This window comes from Paraburkholderia solisilvae, assembly GCF_902859875.1.
In the GTDB taxonomy this organism is placed as follows: Bacteria; Pseudomonadota; Gammaproteobacteria; order Burkholderiales; family Burkholderiaceae; genus Paraburkholderia; species Paraburkholderia solisilvae.
The window spans coordinates 152,111-178,435 of sequence record NZ_CADIKF010000005.1 but is presented as its reverse complement, the minus strand read 5'-3'; the positions used below and the strand labels follow the sequence as shown (position 1 = coordinate 178,435).

At 65.3% G+C, this 26,325-nt stretch carries 23 protein-coding genes; 12 read left to right on the top strand and 11 right to left on the bottom strand.

All coding sequences use genetic code 11. The features are described from left to right. Positions 1-765: citrate/2-methylcitrate synthase (locus HV675_RS05580; RefSeq protein WP_281364009.1), on the bottom strand; the 765-nt coding region annotated here is incomplete at its 3' end. A gap of 381 nt (positions 766-1,146) precedes the next feature. On the opposite strand from HV675_RS05580, the gene HV675_RS05575 reads away from it, so the two are divergent. Continuing rightward, positions 1,147-1,563 carry a hypothetical protein gene (locus HV675_RS05575; protein WP_175109788.1) on the top strand — a complete coding sequence of 139 codons (417 nt, stop codon included), beginning with the start codon at positions 1,147-1,149 and terminating at the stop codon, positions 1,561-1,563. 42 nt (positions 1,564-1,605) lie between these two features. On the opposite strand, the gene HV675_RS05570 is transcribed toward HV675_RS05575, so the two are convergent. From HV675_RS05570 to HV675_RS05560, 3 genes are all read right to left on the bottom strand, one after another. Further along, positions 1,606-2,409, bottom strand: coding sequence for an alpha/beta fold hydrolase (locus HV675_RS05570; protein ID WP_175109787.1), 804 nt, complete (start codon positions 2,407-2,409; stop codon positions 1,606-1,608). Between the two features lie 345 nt (positions 2,410-2,754). Further along, positions 2,755-3,810 carry a rod shape-determining protein gene (gene mreB, locus HV675_RS05565; protein WP_175109786.1) on the bottom strand — a complete coding sequence of 352 codons (1,056 nt, stop codon included), beginning with the start codon at positions 3,808-3,810 and terminating at the stop codon, positions 2,755-2,757. Positions 3,811-4,245: 435 nt separating this feature from the next. Beyond that, positions 4,246-4,995, bottom strand: coding sequence for an AraC family transcriptional regulator (locus HV675_RS05560; protein WP_175109785.1), 750 nt, complete (start codon positions 4,993-4,995; stop codon positions 4,246-4,248). Between the two features lie 185 nt (positions 4,996-5,180). On the opposite strand from HV675_RS05560, the gene HV675_RS05555 reads away from it, so the two are divergent. Continuing rightward, the gene (locus tag HV675_RS05555; RefSeq protein WP_175109784.1) at positions 5,181-5,960 is read left to right on the top strand and encodes a PadR family transcriptional regulator; all 780 of its coding nucleotides are present in this window, start codon (positions 5,181-5,183) and stop codon (positions 5,958-5,960) included. Positions 5,961-6,006: 46 nt separating this feature from the next. Continuing rightward, positions 6,007-6,822 (top strand): siderophore-interacting protein, encoded by an 816-nt coding sequence (locus tag HV675_RS05550; RefSeq protein ID WP_175109783.1) that lies wholly within the window; start codon positions 6,007-6,009, stop codon positions 6,820-6,822. 326 nt (positions 6,823-7,148) lie between these two features. Here HV675_RS05550 and mmsB read toward each other — a convergent pair whose 3' ends face one another. The 4 genes from mmsB to HV675_RS05530 form a co-directional block, all read right to left on the bottom strand. Then, complete coding sequence (gene mmsB / locus HV675_RS05545; protein ID WP_175109799.1) at positions 7,149-8,045, bottom strand: 3-hydroxyisobutyrate dehydrogenase; 897 nt, start codon at positions 8,043-8,045, stop codon at positions 7,149-7,151. 48 nt (positions 8,046-8,093) lie between these two features. After that, complete coding sequence (locus HV675_RS05540; RefSeq protein ID WP_175109782.1) at positions 8,094-9,620, bottom strand: CoA-acylating methylmalonate-semialdehyde dehydrogenase; 1,527 nt, start codon at positions 9,618-9,620, stop codon at positions 8,094-8,096. A gap of 112 nt (positions 9,621-9,732) precedes the next feature. Further along, positions 9,733-11,424, bottom strand: coding sequence for an AMP-binding protein (locus HV675_RS05535; RefSeq protein ID WP_175109781.1), 1,692 nt, complete (start codon positions 11,422-11,424; stop codon positions 9,733-9,735). A gap of 125 nt (positions 11,425-11,549) precedes the next feature. Continuing rightward, positions 11,550-12,683, bottom strand: coding sequence for an acyl-CoA dehydrogenase family protein (locus HV675_RS05530; protein ID WP_175109780.1), 1,134 nt, complete (start codon positions 12,681-12,683; stop codon positions 11,550-11,552). A gap of 199 nt (positions 12,684-12,882) precedes the next feature. Between HV675_RS05530 and HV675_RS05525 the strand changes: the two genes are divergently transcribed. The 4 genes from HV675_RS05525 to HV675_RS05510 all read left to right on the top strand — a co-directional run bounded on the left by HV675_RS05525 (position 12,883) and on the right by HV675_RS05510 (position 17,850). Beyond that, positions 12,883-13,938, top strand: a complete 1,056-nt coding sequence (locus HV675_RS05525) for an AraC family transcriptional regulator (RefSeq protein WP_175109779.1) — start codon at positions 12,883-12,885, stop codon at positions 13,936-13,938. A gap of 77 nt (positions 13,939-14,015) precedes the next feature. After that, complete coding sequence (locus tag HV675_RS05520) at positions 14,016-15,626, top strand: NfeD family protein (RefSeq protein ID WP_175109778.1); 1,611 nt, start codon at positions 14,016-14,018, stop codon at positions 15,624-15,626. After that, a complete protein-coding gene (locus tag HV675_RS05515; RefSeq protein ID WP_175109777.1) occupies positions 15,623-16,396 on the top strand; it encodes a slipin family protein in 774 nt (257 codons plus the stop codon). Before HV675_RS05520 ends, HV675_RS05515 begins: the two co-directional genes overlap by 4 nt. A gap of 152 nt (positions 16,397-16,548) precedes the next feature. Further along, positions 16,549-17,850 carry an NCS2 family permease gene (locus tag HV675_RS05510; RefSeq protein ID WP_175109776.1) on the top strand — a complete coding sequence of 434 codons (1,302 nt, stop codon included), beginning with the start codon at positions 16,549-16,551 and terminating at the stop codon, positions 17,848-17,850. A gap of 139 nt (positions 17,851-17,989) precedes the next feature. On the opposite strand, the gene HV675_RS05505 is transcribed toward HV675_RS05510, so the two are convergent. Together HV675_RS05505 and HV675_RS05500 are read right to left on the bottom strand one after the other, a co-directional pair. After that, complete coding sequence (locus tag HV675_RS05505; protein WP_175109775.1) at positions 17,990-18,280, bottom strand: DUF1488 family protein; 291 nt, start codon at positions 18,278-18,280, stop codon at positions 17,990-17,992. Between the two features lie 296 nt (positions 18,281-18,576). After that, on the bottom strand, positions 18,577-18,996 hold the full coding sequence (locus HV675_RS05500; protein ID WP_175109774.1) for a DUF2964 family protein: 420 nt from the start codon (positions 18,994-18,996) through the stop codon (positions 18,577-18,579). Between the two features lie 91 nt (positions 18,997-19,087). Between HV675_RS05500 and HV675_RS05495 the strand changes: the two genes are divergently transcribed. The 4 genes from HV675_RS05495 (at position 19,088) to HV675_RS05480 (ending at position 24,260) form a co-directional block, all read left to right on the top strand. Continuing rightward, positions 19,088-21,103: a sigma-54-dependent Fis family transcriptional regulator gene (locus HV675_RS05495; protein WP_175109773.1), complete on the top strand. Its 2,016-nt coding sequence runs from the start codon at positions 19,088-19,090 to the stop codon at positions 21,101-21,103. 144 nt (positions 21,104-21,247) lie between these two features. Next, a complete protein-coding gene (locus tag HV675_RS05490; RefSeq protein ID WP_175109772.1) occupies positions 21,248-22,417 on the top strand; it encodes a VIT1/CCC1 transporter family protein in 1,170 nt (389 codons plus the stop codon). 118 nt (positions 22,418-22,535) lie between these two features. Then, entirely contained in the window at positions 22,536-22,835 is a 300-nt protein-coding gene (locus HV675_RS05485) for a 2Fe-2S iron-sulfur cluster-binding protein (protein ID WP_175109771.1), read from the top strand. A 180-nt stretch (positions 22,836-23,015) separates the two neighbouring features. Then, positions 23,016-24,260 carry an NAD(P)/FAD-dependent oxidoreductase gene (locus HV675_RS05480; protein WP_175109770.1) on the top strand — a complete coding sequence of 415 codons (1,245 nt, stop codon included), beginning with the start codon at positions 23,016-23,018 and terminating at the stop codon, positions 24,258-24,260. A gap of 76 nt (positions 24,261-24,336) precedes the next feature. Here the strand turns inward: HV675_RS05480 and HV675_RS05475 are convergent, their stop codons facing one another. After that, positions 24,337-25,281: an AEC family transporter gene (locus HV675_RS05475; RefSeq protein WP_175109769.1), complete on the bottom strand. Its 945-nt coding sequence runs from the start codon at positions 25,279-25,281 to the stop codon at positions 24,337-24,339. A gap of 106 nt (positions 25,282-25,387) precedes the next feature. Here HV675_RS05475 and HV675_RS05470 point away from each other — a divergent pair, with 106 nt between their 5' ends. Continuing rightward, the gene (locus HV675_RS05470; RefSeq protein ID WP_175109768.1) at positions 25,388-26,320 is read left to right on the top strand and encodes a LysR family transcriptional regulator; all 933 of its coding nucleotides are present in this window, start codon (positions 25,388-25,390) and stop codon (positions 26,318-26,320) included. The last annotated feature ends 5 nt before the right edge of the window (positions 26,321-26,325 follow it).

Genomic DNA, 26,325 nt, shown 5'->3' with positions numbered 1-26,325 from the left:
CGCAAACGGGTTCGCACCCGACGAACCCGCAAGACGCACCGTCGAAGTCGACGCGTTCTGCTCGTGGTCCGCATGCAGGATCAGGATGCGGTCGAGCGCGCGCACCAGCACATCGTTGACCTTGAATTCCTCGGACGGCGTCGAGAACATCATGTGCATGAAGTTCGCGCTATACGAAAGGTCGTTCTGCGGATACACAAACGGCTGGCCGATGCTGTACTTGTACGCCATCGCGACCAGCGTCGGCAGCTTCGCGATCATGCGAATCGCCGATACGTCACGGTGATCCGCATTCGTGATGTCGAGCGAGTCGTGATAGAACGCGGACAGCGCGCCGACCGCCGCCACCAGAATCGCCATCGGGTGCGCGTCGCGACGGAAGCCGCGGAAGAAGAAATGCATCTGCTCGTGCACCATCGTGTGGGTGGTGACGGCATTGACGAACTCTTCCTTTTGCTGCGGATTCGGCAGTTCGCCTTTCAGCAACAGGTAGCAGGTTTCGAGGAAATCCGCATTTTGCGCGAGATTGTCGATCGGATAGCCGCGGTACAGCAGTTCGCCCTTGTCACCGTCGATGTACGTGATAGCCGAATTGCACGATGCCGTCGACATGAAGCCCGGGTCGTACGTGAACTTGCCGGTCTGGCCGTACAGTTTGCGGATGTCGACCACGTCCGGGCCCATCGCCCCTTTGTAGATCGGCAAGTCGATTTTCTCGCTGCTGTCCGAAAACGTCAGCGTTGCGTGTGCGCCTGAGCTATTCATTCGAAGTCCTCGTATCAATTCATTGCGCGAGCCGCCGTTAACACCTGAATGCAATGTGACGCGCTGCCACCCGCTCTGATAATCGACCTGCATTCTACGGCGAGGGTTCGTCAACTTTGCGTCGTTATACGCAACAATGCTTGCCACCGGAAGAAACACTCGTCGATACAAAGCCCGGCACAAGGGCATACGCGAAACCGACAAAATGAAAGAAAGCACTCTGGATGCAACAATCTTTTGCCCATTGGAACCGGACAACGCGCGAACCAGTCTGCGATACTGCTGTCACTCAATGTTCCATCTGTGCATCATCGCAAGTTGTGCTGGTTTTTTGCGTGATGTATAGCTGTCGATGAAACGGATTAAACAGGGATGTCAAACATGACTCTAAGTATGGAAGCGCTGTTCCCGGATACCGGTGAGCAGGAAGAAGCCGTCGTCACCGCGCTGAATCACCAGGACATCGTGCTGGCTATGTCAGCGGCGCTTGCCAGCGAAAAGATCGCGGTACTGCACATGCTCTACCCGCGCACCGATGCGCGCACGCACGACAGTCTCGACGCGCTCGTCGACCGCTTGCATGGCCACGGCCTGCACGAAGTCGCGCGGCTGATTTCGCAGCAGGCTCACTATCTGGTGTTCAAGAACCCGGCGAAGGCGTGGAAGGCGTTCCATGAAATTCGCAACGACTCGCTCGCGATCGGCGCGCATCTTTACTATTGCGGCCTGGTCGGCGAAACGGCGGAACGCGCGCTCGATGAAGACGCGCATCGCAAGCCCAAGCAGAAGAAGCGCTGAAGGTTTATCGCGTGCGCGCCGATGAAGCGCGCACGCCGCACATCACGCCGCGCCGCGATGCGTGACGCTTGCGTCGCGCACGAATTCGTCGATGTACCGATTGAACGCGGCAGGATGTGCGAGATTCATTCCATGCGACGCGCCGTGAACCGTCTTGCGGCGCGCGTCCGGCAACCATGAAGCGAGCGCGGTCGCAGTCCGTTTGAACATCTCCGGGCTCTTCTCCCCATCGATCAACAGCAGCGGGCAGCGCACCTGCACGGCTTCGTCGCGCACGTAGGCCGGCAGCGGATCGCGGAACTGGCGCGCAAGCGTATGCGCATTGTCGAGCGCCATGGTGCGGAACGCCGCCGTGCTCTTTGCCCAGAAACCCGGACGGCTCACCGAATCGACGAAGAGTTGCAGGCCTGCGTCCACGCTTCCTGCTTCGATGAGTTGCGCGGCCCGCGCGCGCAGCGCATTGACCGTTTCCGGCAGGCGCGCAAGCGGCCGGCCGGCAATCTGCAACGGCCCGCCCGGGTCCGCGAGGGTCAGCGTGCGCAGATGCCGCGCATGCCGGCGCGCAAAATGAAACGACACGGCGCCGCCACGCGAATGCCCGATCACATGGGCAGGACCCGCGCCGAGGCGCTCGATAAATTCGGCGAGTTCGTCGGCGTGGCGACTCCAGCTGAACGGAAAGCGCGCCGGCGTATCGGCATTCGGCCAGTAGTGCGTAAGGCTGACCGCGACGCACCGGTAGCGATCCGACAAACCGTCGAGTTGCGGCTGCCAGTAACGGTAGTCGCACAGCGAGCCGTGCACGAAGAGCAGCAAGTCGCCTGCGCCCCGCTCGACATACGGCATGCTCAGGCCATGGCTCAATTCGATGAATGACGGCGTTGCGGCCGGTAGGGAAGCAGGTGCGTTCACAGGCGGGAGAGGCAAGCGAGAAGAGAGGCGGCGCGTGCGACCACGTGCATGACTATGCAGGCGCAGGCGCGCCGACGACGCGGTATTGTTACATAGCAACAGGAGAGGCGCGCAGCACGGACGCGTGCAAGTGCGACAGCTCGGGGCCACGCGTCACGGCCCTGAGTGAGCGACCGGACAACGGCTGCGCACAGCGCCGCATAAGTTTCTCCGCCACGACAGATTCATGCACGAAGCCCTTCGCGCACCGCCCGACGCATCGGTCTTCGGCCTTCGCTCCTACTCGTACACGTATGCGTCGATCAGGCCCGCTCCGGCCGCCGCGCCAGCGCCACGCACCGCGCACGTGAGCGGCTCGTCGGCGACGCGCACGTCCAGACCCAGTTCGCCCGACAGATATCCGGTCAGATGACCGAGCAGCGCGCCGCCGCCCGTCAGCACAATGCCGGCGTGCGCGATGTCGGTGACGAGTTCGGGCGGTGCGTTCTCGAGCGCCGCCTTCACGGCGACCAGCACCTGCCGCAGCGGCACCGCGATCGCCTCGGCAACATCCTGCGTGCTGATCTCGATCGTGCGCGGCAAGCCGTCATCGACGCTGCGGCCGGTCGCAAACATCGTCTTGCGCGGCGCCTCGCGCAGCGCCGCGCCGATAGTCTTTTTCACGTGCTCGGCGGTCTGCTCGCCGAGCACCACGCCATACACGGTGCGCACATAGTTGACGATCGCCTGGTCAAACTGGTCGCCGCCGACCCGAATCGACCCGCTGTACGCGATTCCGCCAAGCGCGATCACGCCGATTTCCGTGGTGCCGCCGCCGATATCGACCACCATCGAGCCGGTCGCTTCGGACACCGGCAGCCCCGCGCCCACCGCCGACGCAAGCGATTCCTCGATCAGGTTGACCTTCCACGCGCCCGCGGCCACCGCCGCTTCGCGAATCGCGCGCCGCTCGACCTGCGTCGCGCCGGCCGGCACGCAGATCGTGAACGCTGCGCGCCGCGCGAAGAACGGTCGCGGCTTCGCCATATCGACGAACTGACGGATCATGTGTTCGGCAGCCGGGAAATTCGCGATCACACCGTGCCGCATCGGCCGCACCGGTTCGAGATTGCCCGGTGCGCGGCCCAGCATCTGCTTGGCCTCGCTGCCGACCGCCGCGACGCGCCTGCGCCCTTCCGTCGACATCTGCTTCTGGAAACACACCACCGACGGCTGATTGACGACGATGCCGCCATCGTCGGTGTAGATCAGCGTATTGGCCGTGCCGAGGTCGACGGCGACGGAGTAGCGGAACAGGCGTCCGAAAAACGAAGTGTTCGGCGAAGCTTGTGGCATCGATCGCGCCATATATCGGCTCTGTAGGTGTGTGGTTGGCCGCTTTGCGGGCGGCACGAAACTCTCGAACAACATGGGCAGGCATTGCGCCAGCTCGTGTGTCGGTCCCGTTTTTCAGGCTTATGACCGGCTTTAACGGCGGCCCGCGGATAATCTTTAGCGCAACGTAGAGACAACGCGTGAATGCGAAAGCATACAAAATGCCTTCAATTCAGGCCTCGTTTGCCGGAACTCGTCTTGCGAAGGAGCTTGGTCGCACGCATCAGAGCGGCACATTCGGGCGATCTGGATCACGCGGACGACTGTTGGGCGGCGGCGAGCGCGCGTCGCGTATTGAAGGGCGGCGTATTGAGGGGCGGCGTCGTGCATCGCGTGCGCCACGAGGCTGCGCCCGGACCCGCGGCGCTTCGCCCGTCCTGGCTCGTCAGCCCACCGTCAGCGGAAATACCGTGCGGGGGTTTCGCCGAGCGAATCCTTGAACACTGCGATAAACGACGACACGTCGTTGTAGCCGACCTCGAACGCGACCCGCGTGACGCTCGTCCCGGCGCCGAGCCGCTCGAGCGCGATCAGCAGACGAAGTTGCTGACGCCACTGTCCGAACGTGAGCCCCGTTTCCTTCACGAAGAGCCGCGCCGCGGTGCGCGCGGTCACGCCCGCGCGGGCGGCGAGTTCATCGAGCACGCCGGATTGCGCGGGGTGCGCGATCAGCGCGTCGGCAATGCGCAAAATGCGCCGGTCGCGCGGGTATTGCAGCGAGAGCGGCGCAGCCGCGAGCAGCGGCAGGCGATCGACGATCACGTCGATCAGCCGCGCTTCGGGCCCCTCGGCCGGATAATCCGCGCCGAATTGCGCCGCCGCGAGCAGCAATTCGTCGATCAGCGGCTCGACCGACACCACACAATTTTCGGCCGGTACCGGCACGGCCTCGGTGTCCGCGCACAGCGTGCGGATCACCACCGGATTGAGCGCGCTTGCGCGGTGCAGTGCACCCGGCAGCAGCCACACCGCGTGATGCGGCGGCACCACCCATAGCCCGCTGTCGGTGCGCACAGTCAGCACCCCTTCGCTGACGTACACGAATTGCACGCGCCGCTCCGCGTGCCACGGTGTATCGAGCACGTCGTGCCGCTCGGCGACGACGAAGACGGCACGCTGCACGGCAGTCGGATCGATTACATCCATGGTGTCCGTTTTGCCCTGTCGGATTTCGAAACGGTGCAAGATTAGCACGTTGACCGCGGCTTTGCCGTGGCGAAAACCGAATCATCTCGAAAAAGCGGTTTGACAAAGTATCTTTAGATATATATCTTGAGATATATCTTTCGACATATCTGTCGGACTATCTCAACCGCTCAAGGAGTTCGCACATGCGCGATCACCACTATTTCCATGGCTCGCACGGGCGCCATGCCGCAGCCCACGCCGGCTTCGCCGAGCCGTTTTCGCTGCATCGCCTGTGGCACGCGTGGCAGGCAATCGGCCGCCATCATCCGCGCGGCGGCGGCCGTTTTTCGGGCGGCGGCCCGGGCGGCTTCAGCGACGAAGGAGACGGCTTTCCGCGCGGCCGCAGGTTCACGTCCGACGACCTGCAACTGCTGCTGCTCGCACTGATCGGCGAACAGCCGAGCCACGGCTATGAACTGATCAAGGCAATCGACGCGCGCTCGAACGGCTTCTACGCTCCGAGCCCCGGCATGGTGTATCCGGCGCTCACGTACCTCGAAGAACTCGGGTACGTGACGGTGCAGATGGAAGGCAACCGCAAGCGTTACGAACTGGCCGACGCGGGCCGCGCCTATCTCGCGGCCAACCGCGAGCGTGCGGACCTGATGCTCGCCAAGCTCAGCCATATCGCGCGCAAGATGGATATGGTGCGGCGCGCGTTCGCCGGCGAAGCAGGCGGCGAAGCAGGCGGCAACGCAGGCGGCGAAGCAGGCGGCAACGCAGGCGGCGACGAGTTCGGCGGCGCAACGGGCGCAGGCGGCCACGGCTGGCTGCCCGAATTCATCGAAGCGCGCCGCGCGCTGAAGCACGCACTGCTGCTGCGCGACAACGCCTCGCCTGACGAGCAGCGCCGCATCGCCGCGATTCTCGCGCGCGCCACGGCTGAAATCGAACGCAAAACTGAAGACGGCGGCAAGGCCTGACGCCAGGCCTTGGGCCTCCCTCTCGTCCATCCAAAGGTGTTTCCGTATGCAAAACCGCTCCGATCTTGCGGTGACGCGCGTGCGCCATCCGCTGAAGTTTCGCCTGCTGCAAGTCACGCAGGTCCGGCATCTGACGCCGCACCTGACGCGCGTGACGCTGACCGGCGACGACCTGCACGACTTCGAGTCGGCGTCGTTTGACGATCATGTCAAAGTCTTCTTCCCCGCCCCGGGCGCGGACAAGCCGGTAATCCCGCAAGCCGGCCCAGACGGTCCGGTATTCGCTGAAGGCGACGCACGCCCGGTCGCTCGTGACTTCACGCCGCGCCGTTACGACCGCGCCACGCGCGAACTCGACCTCGAATTCGCCATGCACGAAGCGGGGCCCGCCGCCGAATGGGCCGCGCGCGCACAGCCCGGGCAATACCTCGGCATCGGCGGACCGCGCGGCTCGATGGTGATTCCGACGGGCTTCGACTGGCATGTGCTGATCGGCGACGATACCGCGCTGCCGGCCATCGCGCGGCGCCTCGAAGAATTGCCGAAGGGCACGCGCGTCGCGACCCTTATCGAAGTCGGCGATCCTTCCGCGCGCATCGAGTTCGCCACCGAGGCCAATGTGTACAGCGAATGGCGCTATCGCAGCGAAACCGGCGGTCGCGGCGTCGCGTTGCTGCAAGCGGTGCGCGAAACCTGGTTGCCGGATGGCGAAGGCTATGTGTGGGCGGCCGGCGAAGCGGCGACGATGCGCGCGGTGCGCTATCACCTCGTCAACGAACGCGGCATCGACAAGGCGAGGATTCGCGCCGCGAGTTATTGGAAACAGGGCGCAGTCGCCGTGCACGAAACGCTCGACGATTGATCGGCCGTTGCGGGCCGCGGCAGGCCGCACCGGTTGGTGGCGGCGATGGCCGGCATTTGCATCCGGCGTGTGGCGGGATATTCGATGGTGACGCTTCCCGGCCGTCGGTGAGAACGCGCCATGGTGACGTTTCCACGGCCATCGGCGAGGCACGCCACGGTGACGTTTCCACGGCCGCCAGTGAGACACGCCGCGGTGACGTTTCCCCGGCCGCCGGTGATCTGCACGATGTCGCTTCTGCTCGTGCCCTGATGCTTTTTTCAACCGCGCGCGCCCGCACCCGGAACCAACGCGCAGGCGCGAGACGACGCGCCCGCGTCTCCCTATCACGCTGCATCGGCCTCGCGCCGGTACAGCTTGATCACCGCGGAAAAATCGAGCTTGCCCGCGCCGTCCGTGCTCATCGCCTGATAAAGCTGCTGTGCGAGCGCGCCGAGAAAAACCGGCTGCCGCGCGAGCTTCGCCGCATCGGTCGCGAGACCGAGATCCTTCAGCATCAGGTCGGTGCCGAACCCGCCCGTATAGCCGCGCGACGCGGGCGCGCTCCCGATCACGCCGGGAAACGGGTTGCAGGTATCCGAACTCCAGCAGCGCCCGGTCGACGTATTCATGATGCCGGCCAGCACCTGCGGATCGATGCCGAGCGCTTCGCCGAGCGCCATCCCTTCCGCGACGCCCGCCATCGTGATGCCGAGCACGAGGTTGTTGCAGATCTTCGCGACCTGCCCGGTGCCGGTGTCGCCGCAATGCACGATATTGCGGCCCATCCCCGACAGCACCGGCTTCACACGCTCATAGTCGCTCGCGCTGCCGCCCACCATAAAGGTCAGCGTGCCCGCCACCGCACCGCCGGTGCCGCCCGACACCGGCGCATCGACGAATGCGTTGCCCTGCTGCTGCGCGAGTGCGGCGAACGCCTTGACGCTCGCCGGATCGATCGTGCTCGAATCGACGATCGTCACGCCGCGGGCGATGCCGGCCAGAACGCCATCGTCGCCGGTCAGCACGCTGCGCACGTGTGCGGCAGCCGGCAACATCGTCATCACGTATTCGACGTCCGTGGCCGCCGCTTTCGGCGAAGCGGCTGCCTGCGCGCCCGCTTCCACCAGCGTTTGCAGCGCGCTCGCGCTGACGTCGAACACCTGCAGCGCATGCCCCGCTTTCAGCAGATTGCGCGCCATCGGCGCCCCCATATTGCCGAGCCCTACAAAACCGATTTTCATCATGGTGTCTCCGGTTCCCGTTCGTCGCGTCCTATCGCGTGGCTGGCGTCAACGCAGGCTGATGGTCGTATTGACGCCGCTCGCCGGCTCGTCGTCGAACCAGCGCGCGGTGATCGTCTTGGTCTGCGTATAGAACTGCACGACCTGCTTGCCGTACGGTCCGAGATCGCCGAGCTTCGAGCCGCGCGAGCCGGTGAAGCTGAAAAACGGCACCGGCACCGGAATCGGAATGTTGATACCGACCTGGCCAATGTCGATCTCGCTCTGAAACTTGCGCGCCGCCGCACCGCTCTGCGTGAAGACGCCGACACCGTTGCCGAACGGGTTGCGATTGACGAGCGCGATCGCATCGTCGAGCGTCGGCACGTGCAGCACGACGAGCACCGGCCCGAAAATCTCGCTCGTATAGATGTCCATGTCGGTCGTGACATCGGTGAAGATCGTCGGGCCGATGAAATTGCCGTTTTCGTACCCGCTGACCTTCACGCCGCGCCCGTCGAGCGCAAGCGTCGCCCCTTGTTTCACACCGCTGTCGATCAAGCCGAGAATCCGTTCCTTCGCCGCGCGCGACACGACCGGTCCGACGTCGGTGTGCGGCTCGCTGCCCGCGTTCACCGTCAGTTGCTTCGCCTTTGCGACGAGTTCCGGCACCCACTCGCGCGCCGCGCCGACCAGCACCGCGACCGAGGTCGCCATGCAGCGCTGACCGGCCGCGCCGAAGCTCGCGCCGACCAGCGCGTTCAGCGACTGCTCGCGGTTCGCATCGGGCAGCACCACCGCGTGGTTTTTCGCGCCCATCATCGCCTGCACGCGCTTGCCGTGCTCGCTGCCGAGCCGGTACACATGCGTGCCGACGGCCGTCGAACCGACAAACGAAATCGCCTTCACGAGCTCATGCGTGCACAGCGCATCGACGACCGCCTTGCCGCCGTGCACGACGTTCAGCACACCTTTCGGCACCCCTGCTTCGAGCGCGAGTTCGACCAGCTGCATGGTCGACATCGGGTCCTGTTCGGAAGGTTTCAGCACGAACGTATTGCCGCACACGAGCGCCATCGGAAACATCCATAGCGGAATCATCGCGGGGAAGTTGAACGGCGTGATGCCTGCACACACGCCGATCGGCTGTCGCAGCGTATAGGTGTCGACACCGCCCGCGACGTTCTCCGCGAATTCGCCCTGCTGCAATGTGCCGATCGAGCACGCGTGCTCGACCACTTCAAGGCCGCGGAAAATATCGCCCTCCGCGTCCGGTATCGTCTTGCCCTGCTCAGCGGACAGCGTGTGCGCAATGCGCGGCATATGCTCGCGCACCAGCGCCTGATACTTCAGCATGATCCGCATCCGCGCGCCAATCGGCGTGTTCTTCCAGGTGGCGAACGCCGCATGCGCGGCGCGGATCGCGGCGTCGGTTTCCGCGGCAGTCGCAAACGGCACGCGCGCAAGCAATTGCTGCGTCGCCGGGTTCACGATGTCGCGCCACTCAGTGGATGTCGATTCGACAAACTCGCCGTCGATCAGCAATTTGACGGTGTCGACGTCGCGGCCGGCGACGGGGGTGGGAATGGCGCTCATGCTCGGTGTCTCCTTTGTCCGCATCGGACTGCGGGTATCGGTGGATGTCGGTGGGTATCGATGTCTGCGCGGCGCGCGCCGTCGCTGATGTATCTGAATCCGGCTCGCGCGCTCAGCGCAAGTCGGGGAAATCCTCTTCCCAGTACTCGCCTGGAAAACGTTCCGGCTGCCCGGTGCGCTCGTGCTCCCGGCAGCGCAACTCGACGCGGCGGATCTTGTCGGAGATCGTCTTCGGCAATTCGCTGAACTGCAGCCGGCGAATCCGCTTGTACGGCGAGAGCTTTTCGCGCGCGAAGCGGAACACATCGCGCGCCACTTCAGCGCTCGGGTCGAACCCCTGGCGCACGGTAACGAACGCCTTCGGCACGGACAGGCGCACCGCGTCCGGACTCGGCACCACCGCCGCTTCAGCGATCGCCTCGTGTTCGATCAGCACGCTTTCGATCTCGAACGGGCTCAACCGGTAATCGGACGACTTGAACACGTCGTCGGAACGGCCGACGTAGACGAGATAACCATCGTCGCGCCGCAATGCGACGTCAGACGTGTGGTAGTAGCCGTTGCGCATCGCCTGCCCGGTCGCCGCGTCGTTGTTCGCGTAGCCGGTCATCAGGCCGAGCGGACGCTGGGCGAGCGGCAGCGCGATTTCGCCTTCGTTCACGGGCTGATCGTCCGCATCGACGAGTTCGATCCGGTAGCCAGGCAGCGGCCGTCCCATCGAACCGGGCACGACCGGCTGCCCCGGCGAGTTGCCGATCTGGCATGTGGTTTCGGTCTGCCCGTAGCCGTCGCGAATCGTAATGCCCCATGCACGCCGCACGCGCTCGATAATCTCGGGGTTCAGCGGCTCGCCCGCGCCGACGATCTCACGCAGCGTCACCGGGTACGATGCGAGCGGCTCCTGGACCAGCATCCGCCATACCGTCGGAGGCGCGCAAAGCGTCGTCACCTTGCAGCGCACCAGCACCTCGAGCGTGTCTTTCGGCACGAAGCGCGCGAAGTTATGGACGAACACGCAGGCCTGCGCATTCCACGGCGCGAAGAAACAGCTCCATGCGTGCTTCGCCCAGCCAGGCGAACTGATATTCCAATGAATATCGCCCGGTTGCAGGCCGATCCAGTACATCGTCGACAGGTGGCCGACCGGGTAGCTTGCGTGCGTATGCTCGACAAGCTTCGGTCTGGACGTCGTGCCGGACGTGAAATACAGCAGCATCGGGTCCGTTGCAGGCGTGAGGCGGTCGGGCGTGAACAACGGCGATGCGTGTGCGGCGGCCGCGATATCGGTCCAGCCGGCGCGCGGCGCGCCAACCGAAATGCGCGTGAGTGGTTTATCGAGCGCATCGAACTTCGCGAGCTCCGCACTATCGACGACCGCGACATTCGCACCGCCGACGCGCACACGGTCACGCACGTCGTCGGCGGAAAGCTGCGTGGTGGCGGGCAAGACGATTGCGCCGAGCTTCATGGCGGCGAGCATCACATCCCACAGCTCCACGCGGTTCGGCAACATCAGCAGCAGCCGGTCGCCGCGGCCTACGCCCAGCTCGCGCAGAAAATTCGCGGTCCGGTTCGAGCGCTCGGCCATCTGCGCATACGACAGCTTCAGGCCGTCGTCTTCAGGACCGTCGACAATCCACAGCGCCGGGTTGTCGTTATCGCGCGCGACGGTATCGAAGTAATCGAGCGCCCAGTTGAACTCGCCGAGCGCCGGCCATTCAAACTCGCGATACGCGCGTTCGTAGTCGGTACGATGACGCAACAACAGATCGCGTGCCTCGACAAAGCCGTCGGCTGCCGTCATGGTTGTCTCCTATCCTGCGCCGCATACGGAGGTTAGCGCTGCAGCGCATCCCTCGACTCACATGGCGCATAGATCAGTGTTGGCGCATTGACGCAAACGCGCTCTATTGGCGAATCATTTTGCACTCAAACGTGGCGGGCGATAACCATTCTTTGAACTTCGCTTGTTCCTTCGTAGATCTGCGTAATGCGCGCGTCGCGATAGTGACGTTCGACCGCATAGTCTTCGAGATACCCATATCCGCCGTGAATCTGAATCGCATTCGAACAGACCTCTTCGGCCATTTCGGACGCGTACAGTTTCGCCTGCGAGGCCTCCGACAGGCACGGCCGCCCGGCGCTACGCAATCGCGCCGCGTGATGCACGAGCAGGCGCGCGGCGTTCAGACGCGTCGTCATGTCAGCGAGCATGTTCGCCACGCTCTGATGTTCCTTGAGCGGCTTGCCGAACTGCGTCCGCCCGGCCGCATACGCGCATGCCGCATCGAACGCGGCGCGCGCGATGCCGACCGCTTGCGCGGCAATGCCGATACGCCCGCCTTCGAGATTCGACAGCGCGATTTTCAGGCCCTCGCCGCGCTCGCCAAGCAGGTTTGCCTCGGGTACCGCGCATTCGTCGAGCGAGATCGGGCATGTGTCGGACGCGCGGATGCCGAGCTTTTTCTCCGGCGGTCCGACGTTGAAGCCGGGTGTGCCGGTCGGCACGATAAAAGCGGACAGGCCGCGCTTGCCGCGCTCCGGATCCGTCACCGCGAACACGATCGCGAGGTCCGCGCGCGAGCCGTTGGTCACGAACTGCTTGCTGCCGTTCAGTACCCACTGCCCATCGCGCAGTTCCGCGCGCGTGCGCAAGCTGCCGGCGTCGGAACCCGCCTGCGGCTCGGTCAGACAGAACGCGCCGAGCAGGCGCCCGGTGGCAAGCTCGCGCAAATAGCGTTCTTTTTGCGCATCGCTGCCGTAGTTCAGGACCGGCCCGCAGCCGACCGAATTGTGTACGCTGACCAGCGTCGCGCACGACGCGCAGCCGGCTGCGATTTCCTCTATCGCCAGCGCGTAGGCAATGTAATCCGTGAAGGTGCCGTCCCATTCAGGCGGCACGATCATGCCCAGCAGGCCGAGCTCGGCCATTTGCGTGACGACCGTATCGGGCAGCCGGCCGTCGCGGTCCCACTGCGCGGCGTGCGGCTTCAGGCATTCGACCGAGAAATCGCGTGCGGCGTCGCGAATCATCCGCTGCTCGTCGGTATAGAAGTCGTCCATGGCGTGCGCGGAATTCTCCGCATCGTGTGTGATACGACTCAGTGTAGGCGACGCGCTGGACAGGTTCGATGCCAGGCCCGATCATTGTGAGTGAGCGCATTTGCCATAACACACGCCCGCGTGCGGATGTGTGCAGTGCAAAATCGCGGCACGAACGGCCGCGACGCGCATTCAATCTGAGCGCGTTTGCCATAATGCAATGATTGCGAAAGCCGAAAAAGGCACGATCTCCGCGGTTCTCGTCGAAGAAACACTGGCGCTCGCGCGCGCTCGCGGCGTCGACGTCGCGCCGCTCGTCGCAGCGGCCGGCATCGCGCCGCCGCTGCTCGCGTCGCGCAGGAACCGCGTGTCCTCCGCGCAATATGGCGCGTTGTGGGCCGGCCTCGCGCGCGCGCTCGACGACGAGTTCCTCGGCCAGGATTCGCACCCGATGAAAAGCGGCAGCTTCATCGCGATGACGCGTACGGCGCTCACCGCGCGCAACGGCGCGCAGGCGCTCGCGCGCGCCGTCGGCTTTATGCGCCTTGTGCTCGACGATCTCAGCGCGCAACTCACGACCGACGAAAAGCGCACCCGCATCGCGTTCATCGAGCGTGACGGCGCACCGGCACCGACGATGTTTGCGTATGCAACTTACTTCATCCTCGTCTACGGGCTCGTGTGCTGGCTGGTCGGGCGGCGCATTCCATTGATCGAAGCGCGTTTTCGCTGCGCGGAGCCGCCGGCCGCACAGGAATACCGGCTGATGTTCTGCGACGACCTCGCATTCGGCCAGCCCGATTCGTATATCGATCTGTCGCCGGCATTCGCCGAACTGCCGGTCGTGCAGACCGCGAAGTCAGTCAAGACCTTCTTGCGCAATGCGCCCGCCAGTTTCGTCGTCAAATACCGTCACCCCGGCTCGCTCGCCGCGCGTGTTCGCCGCGCGTTGCGCGCGCTGCCGCCCACCGCGTGGCCGGGCGCAGACGGAATCGCACGGCATCTGCATATCGCTGAAGCCACGATGCGGCGTCACCTGAAGCACGAAGGCTATACGTACCAGTCGATCAAGGACGACCTGCGGCGCGAGCTCGCGATCGCGGCGCTGTGCAATGAGGATCGCAGCGTCGCCGATGTCGCCGCATCGGTCGGCTTCGCGGAACCGAGCGCATTTCATCGCGCGTTCCGGCGTTGGACCGGCATGCGTCCCGCCGATTATCGCGATACACATCGCGCCACACGTGCCGGTCTCACGCATTCGCCGGAATCCGACTAAGCTTAATAACACGCCTCCTTTCGAGGCCGGTCGCCGCCGGCGCCATGATCCGTCGAGCGGCGCACCGGCCGCCGACGATGAGAACCTACCCGACTCTCCCGTACCGGCAAACCGGCATGCGGTCCATGCACCTCACCGCATGTGGGCTGGCGCGGGCGGCGCGAGCGATCGCGTATCGAACCCTGCGCCGCGGGTGTCTGCGTGCGGTGCGCGCGGTTTTGCCGGTCGCGCTCGCAGCGCTGGCCGGCGGAGGGGGGACCGCCTTCAGCCCGCTTGCCGCGCAGGCCGCCGGCGCGCCGGGTGAGGTGGTCGTCATCCCGGTCAATGGTGCAATCGGCCCGGCGAGCGCCGACTTTATCGTGCGCAGCCTCGCGCACGCCGCGCAGGACCGCGCGGCTCTGGTGGTACTCCAGCTCGACACGCCGGGCGGCCTCGATACGTCGATGCGGCAAATCATCAAGGCGATGCTCGGCTCGCCGGTGCCGGTTGCCGCGTATATCGCGCCGGGCGGCGCACGGGCGGCCAGCGCGGGCACGTACATCGTCTATGCGAGCCACATCGCCGCGATGGCGCCCGGCACCAATCTCGGCGCCGCGACGCCGGTGCAGATCGGCATGGGCGGCGCGGATGAGCCGAAGCCCGGCGCGGCCCCCGCATTGCCGCGCGCCGCGCCCGGCGGCAAAGCCGATCAGCCGACGTCCGGCGCCTCCGCATCCCCAGCCGCCACGCCGCCCGCCGTCGATACGCAATCGACCGAAACGCGCAAGCAGGTGCAAGACGCCGCCGCGTACATTCGCGGCCTCGCGCAACTGCGCGGCCGCAATGCGGCCTGGGCGGAGCGCGCAGTGCGCGAAGCGGTGAGCCTGTCGGCACGCGAAGCGCTCGAACAGAAAGTGATCGACATCGTGGCGCGTGATATGCCGGACCTGCTACGTCAACTGGACGGCCGCGCCGTCACGACCGCGAGCGGCGAGCAACGGCTCGCGCTCGCGCATGCGAATGTGCTGACGTTCGAGCCGGACTGGCGCAGCCGCTTCCTGTCGGTCATTACCGATCCGAACGTGGCGCTGATCCTGCTGATGATCGGCATGTACGGCCTGTTCTTCGAGTTCGCGAACCCCGGCTTCGTGCTGCCGGGCGTGGCCGGCACCATCAGCCTGCTGGTCGGGCTGTTCGCGCTGCAATTGCTGCCGATCAACTACGTCGGACTCGGCCTTATTTTTCTCGGCCTCGCATTCCTGATTGCCGAGGCGTTCCTGCCGACGTTCGGCTCGCTCGGCTTCGGCGGCGTCGTCGCATTCGCGATCGGCGCGTTGATGCTGATCGACACCGACGTCCCCGGTTTCGGCATTCCGTTGCCGGTAATCGCGTGCGTGACGCTGTTCGGCGCGCTATTCGTGTTCGCGGTGTCGGGCGTGGCGTTGCGCGCGCGTAAGCGCCCGGTCGTGACGGGCTCGGAGGCGCTGATCGGCAGCGTCGGCGTGATGCTCGACGATGGGCTTACGCCGCCCGGCGGCAACGAAGGCGGCTCAGGCTCCGGCTGGGCGCGCGTGCACGGCGAGCGCTGGCATGTCGAAAGCGACGAACCGCTGCCGGCGGGCCGCACGGTGCGCGTCACCGGACGCCGCGGGCTCACGCTGACGGTCGTGGCGTCCGGTGCAACATCACAACAAGGAGAACGCAGATGATCGGTTTCACATTCGGTTTCAGCAGCATTCTGATTGTGGTCGTCGCGTTGCTGATCGCATCGTCGATCCGCATTTTTCGCGAGTACGAACGCGGCGTCGTGTTCATGCTGGGGCGCTTCTGGAAAGTGAAGGGACCGGGGCTCGTGCTGATCATTCCGGTCGTGCAGCAGGTCGTGCGGATGGACCTGCGCACCGTCGTATTCGACGTGCCGCCGCAGGATGTCATCACGCGCGACAATGTGTCGGTGAAGGTCAACGCGGTGGTCTACTTTCGCGTGGTCGATCCGGAACGCGCGGTGATCCAGGTCGCGCGTTATCTCGAGGCCACCAGCCAGCTCGCGCAGACGACACTGCGCGCGGTGCTCGGCAAACATGAGCTCGACGAACTGCTGTCCGAGCGCGAGCAGTTGAATGCGGATATCCAGAAAGTGCTCGATGCGCAAACGGACGCGTGGGGGATCAAGGTCTCGACGGTCGAGATCAAGCACGTGGACATCAACGAGACGATGATCCGCGCAATTGCCCGGCAAGCGGAAGCGGAGCGCGAGCGGCGCGCGAAGGTGATTCACGCGGAGGGTGAACTGCAGGCGTCGGAAAAACTGCTGCAGGCGGCGCAGATGCTTGCGCAGCAGCCGCAGGCGATGCAATTGCGTTACCTTCAGACGCTCACGACAATTGCCGCGGACAAGAACTCGACGATCGTGTTTCCGTTGCCTATCGATTTGCTGAACGCGGTGCTGGACCGGATCGGGAAGACCACGCCGACGTGAAGGCGGGGTTGTGTTTAGCCGACGTCGAGGAATCCCCTGCTGCCCGGCCGGCCGATTCATGTTTACAATCCGCCCCGTGGCTGTCCGACCACGGCCGCTTTGCTGGCAGTCTCCTTTGACAACAATACTCAACCCGACGAGAGAATCGGCCCATGGACTCGGTAAAACGGTATTTCGGTTTCGACGAAGCAGGCACGACCCTGCGCACGGAAGTGCTGGCAGGTGTGACAACCTTCCTGACGATGGCCTACATCATCTTCGTCAACCCCGCGATTCTCGGCGACGCAGGGATGCCGAAAGATTCCGTGTTCGTCGCAACCTGCATCGTCGCGGCGCTCGCGTCGGTCATCATGGGCCTCTACGCGAATTACCCGATCGCGCTCGCACCCGGCATGGGGCTCAACGCGTACTTCGCGTATACGGTCGTCAAGGGCATGCACTTTCCATGGCAGGCGGCGCTGGGCGCCGTATTCATCTCCGGCTGCCTCTTTATGATCGTCACGCTGTTTCGGGTGCGCGAGGTGATCGTCAACGGCATTCCGCATTCAATCAGGATCGCAATCACCGGCGGCATCGGGCTCTTTCTCGCGATCATCTCGCTGAAGTCCGCGGGCATCGTCACCGGCAACCCCGCCACGCTCGTCACGCTCGGCAACCTGCACGACGCGCATGTGGTGCTCGCGGTCATCGGCTTCTTCGCGATCGTCACGCTCGACTATCTGCACGTGCGCGGCGCGATCCTGATCGGCATCGTCGGCGTGACCGTGCTGAGCTTCTTCTTCGGCGGCAACGAATTCCACGGCATCGTCTCCGCGCCGCCGTCGATCGAACCGACGCTCTTCAAGCTCGACATTCATGGCGCGCTGTCGACCGGCATACTCAACGTCGTGCTGGTGTTCTTCCTCGTCGAACTGTTCGACGCCACCGGTACGCTGATGGGCGTCGCGAATCGCGCGGGCCTGCTCGTCGAAGGCAAGATGCACCGGCTGAACCGCGCGCTGCTGGCGGACAGCACCGCGATTCTCGCCGGCTCGGTGCTCGGCACGTCGTCGACCACCGCGTATATCGAAAGCGCTTCGGGTGTTCAGGCGGGCGGCCGCACGGGCGTAACCGCATTGACGGTCGCCGTGCTGTTCCTGCTGAGCCTGTTCTTTGCGCCGCTCGCCGGCGTCGTGCCGCCGTACGCGACCGCTCCGGCCCTGCTGTATGTGTCGTGCCTGATGCTGCGCGAATTGGCCGACCTGCCTTGGGACGACGCCACCGAAGTCGTGCCGGCCGCCCTCACCGCCTTGATGATGCCGTTCACCTATTCGATTGCGAATGGTGTCGCGTTCGGCTTCATTTCCTATGCGGGCCTGAAGCTGCTGACGGGGCACGCGCGGCAGGTGAAGCTGGTGGTCTGGATCATTGCGGTGGTGTTCCTGCTCCGCTTTTTCTATCTGGGTGCGGAGTAGCTTGCCCGCGCCAGCGGGCCGATCGTGCTTCGCGTGCGGGTAAACCGCGGGTAAACACGAGCGGGCGCGGTCCCACGGTTGTCGCCGGGCGACGGCGCGCCGCGCGCGACGACAGATGTCCGACGTTCCGGGGAAGGATTTATACGCGGACGTTTGCTTCGTAAAACCGCACATAGCCGCTGCGCAGCACCACGCACTGCGCGCGCGTCTCGTACAAAAGCCGCCTTGCCGCGGCTTCGATACGCTGACGGTGCGCGTCGAACGCGCCGAGCATGTCTTCGATGCGCGGCGACGCCGCGCCGAAATGGTCCTCGAGCGCCTCGGCGGTAATCATGCATTCCACCCTTTCACCATCGACCATCGCCGGAAACGCCAGCGTAAGCTCTCGCCCCGAATACTCGGGGGTTTCGTTCAGGAAAATGATCTGCATGGGAATTGCCTGCCGGGTTGAACGCATGTCGCCAGGGCCGCGCCTGCCCTTCGGGTGCCTTCATCGCGGAACGCGAGCGCGGGTCGAATCGTCGAGGACCGTGCGCAAGCGCACGATCCAGACGATTTCATTCACTTTAGACGACTTGCGCCGCGCCGCAAGTTTTCCGTTACCGCACCCCATGCCGGTGCAGACGAGCCGCGAATCCGGCCCTGCGGCGGTGCAAAACGGCGGGGGCGGCATCAGCGTCGCGGCACCGGATTCGGGGTCAGCGACACGCGCAAGCCGACCGGATATCAGCGGTTCAGCCGCTGCTCGCCGCTCGGCCACAGCGTCGGTATCGGCATCGGCGGCACGTATCCGATAGTGCCGGGCGCGATTGACGCAATCGACGCAATCGAAATTGACGGCTCGCCCAGCCGGAACACGTCCGTACGCTCGTCGAACACGCCATGGATGGCCAACACAATGCCTGCGTGCGTGACAAACGCCGCTATCGTCGAGATGACGTCTCCCAGCTCCATGCGCACCACGCCGTGTTCCGTCAAAACATGGCGATGAAAAAAGCGCCGCGACGCACTCGCGCATATCGCCGCGCCGTGCCCATGCTTGCGTGTACGGCGCGTCACGTCGAATGAACGTATAACACTTCTAATCATCTCGTCCGGCACATCAGCGCCACGTCCTGTAAGATGACTGCTGACTAGAATTGACATGCTGCAGTGCCAAATAAATGGCACGAAGAGATGCTGAAACCGGACGCTTCCCGCATGCAAACCGGTTCGCATTCCCACCGGAGACAAGCCTGTGAATCCTCGTTCCGCTATCGGGCAACCCGCCGCGCAACTCGAGGTGATCGCGCAAGCTCACGCGCGCTCGCGCGACTTCGGTCTGCATCAGCACGAGGCGCCCGATTTTCATCCGCTGCGGCACAACCTGTTGCTGGATCTCGTCGATCGCAATCAGTCGCTGTATTCGCATGCGCTGCCGGTGATGGAAACGCTGCATGCGCAAATCGTCGATACGCAAAGCATGGTGCTGCTCACCGACAGCAACGGCGTGATCCTGCATAGCCTTGGCGACAGCGATTTCGTCGAAAAAGCGCGGCGCGTCGCGCTGTGCGCCGGCGTTTCATGGGCAGAAGCCGACCGCGGCACAAACGCGATCGGCACCGCGCTCGCGGACGCGCAACCGACGGTCGTGCACGGCGGCGAGCACTTTCTGCATGCGAACCGCATCCTGACGTGTTCCTGCGCGCCGATCGTCGATCCGTACGGCCGCACGATCGGCGCGCTCGACGTCAGCGGCGACACACGCGGCGACACCCGCGGCTTTCACAAGCACACGCTCGCGCTGGTGCGGATGTCCGCGCAGATCATCGAGAACCATCTGTTTGCGAATCAGTTTGCCGACGCATTGCGCGTGCGCTTTCATGCGCGCGCCGAGTTCATCGGCACGCTGTTCGAAGGTCTTGCCGCGTTCGCGCCTGACGGCCGCTTCCTGTCGGCGAACCGCAGTGCGCTCTTTCAGCTCGGCCGCTCGCTCGCGGTGCTCGACCGGCAGCCTTTCGACGTGCTGTTCGGCACGCCGTTCGCAGCGCTCGTGCAGCAGGCGGAACGCGCGCCGAGCGAATGCATGACGCTCACGTTGCCAAGCGGCGTGCGCGTGGTCGCGCGAGCCGAGTGCCGGGCGCGGCCGGCATTCGTGGCCGCCCCAACGGCGCGCCGCGACGCGCGAGACCTCGCGCAAAGCGCAGGCGGCCGGGCCGCGACCGATGCCGCCGACACGCGCTCCGGCGCGCATCCCGCCAGCTTCGCCACGCTCGATACCGGCGACGCAAAAATGGCCGCGGTTCTGCGCCGGGTCGAGAAGATAGGCGAGCGCGACATTCCGCTGCTCGTGCTCGGCAAGACCGGCACCGGCAAGGAATGGCTCGCCCGCGCGTTTCATCACGAATCGCCGCGCCGCGCGGCGCCGTTTGTCGCGGTCAATTGCGCGTCGCTGCCTGAGACGCTGATCGAAGCCGAGCTGTTTGGCTACGAAGACGGCGCCTTCACCGGCGCGCGCAAGCGCGGCAGCGTCGGCAAGATCCTGCAAGCCGACGGCGGCACGCTCTTTCTCGATGAAATCGGCGACATGCCGCTTGCGCAGCAAGTCCGGCTGATGCGCGTGCTGCAGGAGCGCTCGATCGTGCCGCTCGGCGGCACACGTGCGATTCCGGTCGACGTGCGGATCATCTGCGCGACGCATCGCAACCTGCGCGAAATGATCGACGCCGGCACCTTCCGCGAGGACCTGTATTACCGGATCAACGGGCTCGTCGTCACGTTGCCCGCGTTATGCGAGCGGACCGATCTCGCGACACTCGTGCAAAGCATGCTGGACGCGCGGCGACGCGAAGACAGCCGGACCCCCGCGCGCGTGAGCGCCGACGTGCTCGCGCTGTTTGCGCAATGCCGCTGGCCCGGGAATTTGCGGCAGCTGTCGAACGTGCTGCGCACCGCGAGCATCATGGCGGATGGCGCGGACGCGATCGGCATCGAGCATCTGCCGGAAGATTTCCTCGATGAACATGCGGCCGCGCGCTCAAAGGCGGACGAAGAACCGTCCGTTGACATCGATGACAAGCACGCGTTCCGGACGCAGCATGGTTCGCCGTTCCGCGCCACGCCGCGCCCCCTTCAGCGCATGACCGAATGGCAAGCCGCGTTGATCGAGCAGACGCTCGCCCGCCATGGTGGCAACATCTCCGCGGCTTCGCGTGAACTGGGACTCGCGCGCAACACGGTCTATCGTTACCTGCGCATGCGCGGCGCGCACTGACCGCGCGACTGCGCCGATCTCGCGGCGGCGTAGGCCGGCATGCATCGACTGCCGCGGCCTTCAACATCATCCATCCTGCCGCCGGCAACTTCTGTCGCGCTCCCGGGTTAAGCTTCGGAATACACCCCACATACGCGCTCAGCAATGGCCACGCGTCACGAACTCAAACGATTCCGCACCAACCTCGCCGACGAACTCGACAGCGCCGCGTTGTATGACACCCTTGCGCGCGTCGAAAAAGAACCGGCACGCCGCGCCGTCTTCGCACAGCTGGCCAACTCGGAACGCGAGCACGCGAACATCTGGCTCGACAAACTCCAGGCAAGCGGCGTGCACGTGCGCGCGCACCGTCTGAGCGCGAAAACCCATCTGATGCGCGGCCTGATCCACACGCTCGGACCGTCGTTCGTGCTGCCGGCGCTCGCGGCAGCCGAAACCGCGGACCGCGACAAATATGCGCATCAGCCCGATGCCGCTCAGCTTTCCGCCGACGAACAGCGTCACGCGGCCGTTATGCAGGCGGTGGTCGCAGAAGACCTGCAGCGCGCCAAGTCGCTGCTCGCCGTGCGCGCGCGCCGGCACCGTGCGCCGTCTGCCGCACGGCCGGCGGTCGAGGCGGAGGCATGGCACAAGGGCATCGCGTCGGGCAACGATCTGCGGGCCGCGGTGCTCGGCGCAAACGACGGACTCGTGTCGAACTTCTGCCTGATGATGGGCATCGCGGGCGCCGGTACAAGCAACAAGGCAATCCTGCTGACCGGGCTTGCGGGGTTGATCGCCGGCGCGTGCTCGATGGCGCTCGGCGAATGGCTGTCGGTAACGAACGCACGCGAACTCGCGCGTACGCAAATCGCGAAGGAAGCGGACGAAATCGAGCACGCGCCGGACGCGGAGCGCCGCGAGCTCGCGTTGATTTACGAGGCGAAAGGCATCGACCCGGCGGAAGCGCAACGCGTCGCCGCACAAATCATGCATGACAAACAGAAAGCGCTCGACACGCTCACGCGCGAGGAACTGGGCATCGACCCGGCGCAACTCGGCGGCAACCCGTGGTCGGCGGCCGGTGTGTCGTTTTGCCTGTTCTCGCTGGGCGCGGTGTTCCCGGTGGCGCCGTTTCTGTGGACTCGCGGCGGTGCGGCGATTGCGCAGTGCGTGGCGTTGAGCGCGTTAGGACTGGCGGCGGTCGGCGTGTTCACATCGCTTTTCAACGGGCGAAGCGCCGCGTTTTCGGCATGGCGGCAGATTGCGATCGGTCTGATCGCAGCCGCGTTTACGTTTGGGGTCGGCCGTCTGCTGGGTGTGTCGATGTCGTGAATGCGCATCCCGCCTGCGGGTGCGGAGCACGTGCCGCGCGACGCCGCGCGTTAAACTCGGCTACGCTTTGCGACACCCGTTCACCGTATCTTTCACCATGCCGATTGAGCCGATTGCCATGACCGAGCCCGACGCCGCGTTTACCGTGCTCATCCAGCCTCTCGGCCGCACGTTCGAAGCACCCGACTCGTTGACCGTACTCGAAGCGGCTAGCTTCGCCGGCCTGCGGCTGCCGCGCTCCTGCCGCAACGGCACATGCCGCACCTGTCTGTGCAAGATGACCGCGGGCCGCGTGCGCTATCAGATCGAATGGCCCGGCGTCAGCGCCGAGGAAAAAGCGGAAGGCTATATCTTGCCCTGCGTGGCAATCGCCGAAAGCGACCTCGTGATCGAGGTATCGGGCGTGCAGCAGATATGAGCCGCTTGCGTTCGCGGCGTGAGCACGGCGATCCGCATGCTCGCACATCACACCTGCATGCTGACCATACGAAAACTCTGAAAAGCGATTCGACGCGGACGCTCCCCCTATAATCGTCGGCAGGCCAGCATCGCAGCCGTTCGAACTCCGCTCCACCCACTCCACAACAAGCACCCCAGCATGGACTTCGACGTGATCGTTCTGGGCGCCGGCATTGTCGGTGTCTCATCGGCTGTGCATCTGCAGGATCGGGCGCTACGGGTCGCGCTGGTCGATCAGCGTGGCCCCGGCGAAGAAACGAGCTTCGGCAACGCGGGGCTGATCGAGCGTTCATCGATCGTTCCGTACGGCTTTCCACGCACCCTGCGCACCCTGTTGCGCTACGCGCGCAACCAGTCGACCGATCTCTATTGGGACTACAAGGCGCTGCCGGCATACGCCGGATGGCTGATGCGCTACTGGTGGGAATCCGCGCCGCGGCGCCACGCGGCCGCCGCGCGCGACATGCTGCCGCTCATCAGCGCGTGCGTCACGGAACACGATGCGTTGATCGCGCGCGCCGGCGCCGCTCATCTGGTGCACGACGGTGGCTGGGTCGAGGCCTATCGCACGCAGGCCGCGCTTGATGCCGAATGCGCGGCGGCCGAAGCTGCCGCACGCGTACACGGCCTGCGCGTCGAACCGCTCGACGCCGCGGCGTTGCGCGCGCGCGAGCCCGGCATCGGCGAAAGCCTGTGCGGCGCTCTGCACTGGCGCGATCCGAAAAGCGTGCGCAGCCCCGGCGCCCTCGTGAAAAGTTACGCGCGACTGTTCGAAAGCATCGGCGGCACGTTCGTGAATGGCGACGCGACGACGCTACGCGCCGATGGCGGCGCATGGACCGTCGACACGCGGTCCGGACGGCTGAGCGCGCGACACGTCGTGGTCGCGCTCGGCCCGTGGTCCGATAAAGTGTTCGCGCCGCTCGGCTATCGCATTCCGTTGCGCGCGAAGCGCGGTTATCACATGCATTACCGGCCGACGCGCCCGCTGCTGTCGATGCCCGTCATCGATATCGAGCGCGGTTACGTGGTCGCGCCGATGGAACACAACCGGCTGAGGGTCACCACGGGCGCCGAGCTGGCGCTGCGCGGCGCGCCGCCTACCGGCATTCAGCTCGCGCGCGTCGAGCCGCTTGCACGCGAGGCGTTCGGCATCGGTGAGCGGCTCGATGCGGCGCCCTGGCTCGGCATGCGGCCCTGCACGCCGGATATGCGACCGGTGATCGGACCCGCGCCGCGGCATCCGGGTCTGTGGTTCGCGTTCGGCCACAACCATCATGGGCTCACGCTCGGGCCGGTCACGGGCCGGCTGCTCGCCGAGATGATCACCGGCGCCGCACCGTTCACCGACCCACGGCCCTATCGCGCGGAGCGGTTCGGCTGACTGTTCGGCTGACTGTTCGGCTGACTGTTCGGCTGACGGTTCAGGCGCCGGCGGCACGCCCGCGCCGCCGCAAATGCTATATGCCGTGGCGCTGCATCACCACTAACAGCAGCGACAGTGTCACGAGCGACGCGAGTGTCGAATAGAGAATGGTCTGCGACGTCACGTGCGCCTCGCGTCGATAGAACTCGGCGAGCATGTACGGTCCCGTGCCGGTCGGCAGTGCGGCAAGCAGCACGGCCATATCGACGGCGTCGGCCGGCAGCGCGAACACGCGTGCCGCCATCCACCACGTGAACGCGGGCTGCGCGACGAGCTTGATCGCAGTGAATACGAGCGATGTCCGCCGGCCGTTGCCCGCCGGCCGTTTCTCCGCGAGAAAGAGCCCGAGACTCACCAGCGCGCAGGGACTGGCGGCGCCGCTCAACAGCTTGAGAAACGTCTCGGCGCTGTGCGGCAGCGTCCAATGCGCGCTCGCCACCAGCGCACCGGCGATCGGCGAAACGATCAGCGGATTTTTCGCAAGCGAACGCAGCACCTTCAGGCCGAGCTTGTGTGGCGCGCGCTCGGCCTGCAAGCCGACCTCGATCAGCACAATGGCGAACGCGAACAGCACGCACGCGACGATGATCGTCGCGATGGTCGTCGGCGTGAGGCTGGCGTTGCCGAACACGATCATTCCGAGCGGAAAGCCGATGTAACCGGTGTTCGGATAGGACGCGGCGATCGCGTCGACGCTCGCGTCCGCGAGATGCCGTCCCTGCACGAGCCGCACCACCACCACGCCCAGAAACACCGCGGCGCACGCAACGGAGAACGTCATGACGAAGCCCGGCTGGTCGAGCTGACGCCAGGTGGAATGCGCCATCGTGTCGAACAGCAGCGCGGGCAGCGCGAGCCACACGACGAAACGGTTCAGTTCGGAAGCCGCAGTGGGACCGAGCAAATTGCGCCGCCGGCAAGCGAAGCCGGCGAAGATCAGCGCGAAGACGGGAAGCAGGATTTCGAGCGTGGACAGCATCAGTTGCGCAATGGGCGGACAGAGCCCGTCAGGGTAAACCTGAACAACGATACAATCCAATGCTGATTGAATCTCTCAACAATACTTTTTTTGCATCGTTCGCATCATGATCGACGTGAAGCCGCTCCGCTACTTCGTCGCGCTCGCCGAAACGCGCCATTTCGGCCGCACCGCCGCGCGGCTCAATCTGTCACAACCGCCATTGAGCCGGCAGCTGGCGGCGCTCGAAGCGTCGCTCGGCGTCACGCTGATCGAGCGCAACTCGCGCAACGTCACGCTGACCGCCGCCGGCGCGCGCTTCTACGCGGACGCGAAGGCCATTCTCGCCGCGCTCGACCAGGCGGGCCGCAACGCGCGCGCCGCGGTGCTCGGCGAGCGCGGCGAGCTGACTATCGGCTTCACGATGTGCGCCGCGTACAGCGTGCTGCCCACTTACGCGCGCAGCTACAGTGCGGCCTTTCCGGACGTCAAATTGAACCTGCAGGAAATCGTGTCGAACGACCTCGCGCCGCAAGTGCTCAGCGCGCAGCTCGACGCGGCGATCATGCTGTCCGGCGCGCTGCACCACGGGCTGGCCGCGCGCACCGTGCTGACCGAGCCGCTGTGCGTCGCGCTGCCGCGCCGGCATCCACTGGCACGCGCGCGGCAGCTTCGCATCGCGCAGCTCGCGCCAGATCCGTTCGTGATCGCGGTGCGGGACGTCAGCGAAGCGCTGCACACGACGATCGTCGAACACTGCCGCGCAGGCGGCTTCGAGCCTGACGTGCGCTTCGCGGTGCGTTTGCAGCAGACCGTATTGAGTCTGGTCGATGAAGGGGCGGGGGTCGCGCTGGTGCCCGCGTCGATGCAGCGGGCGCAGCTGGCAAACGTCGTGTTCAAGCCGCTTGTGAACGCGCCGTCGATTTCCCAGGTGCTGGTGTGGCTGCCGGCGAATCGCAACCCGTGTCTTGCGCGATTTCTCGAACAGGTCGCGCAGCCCTATGCCGGCGCGCATCAGGCGAAAGACGGCCGTCGCGCAAGTACCACGCGGGCCGTCTAACGCGG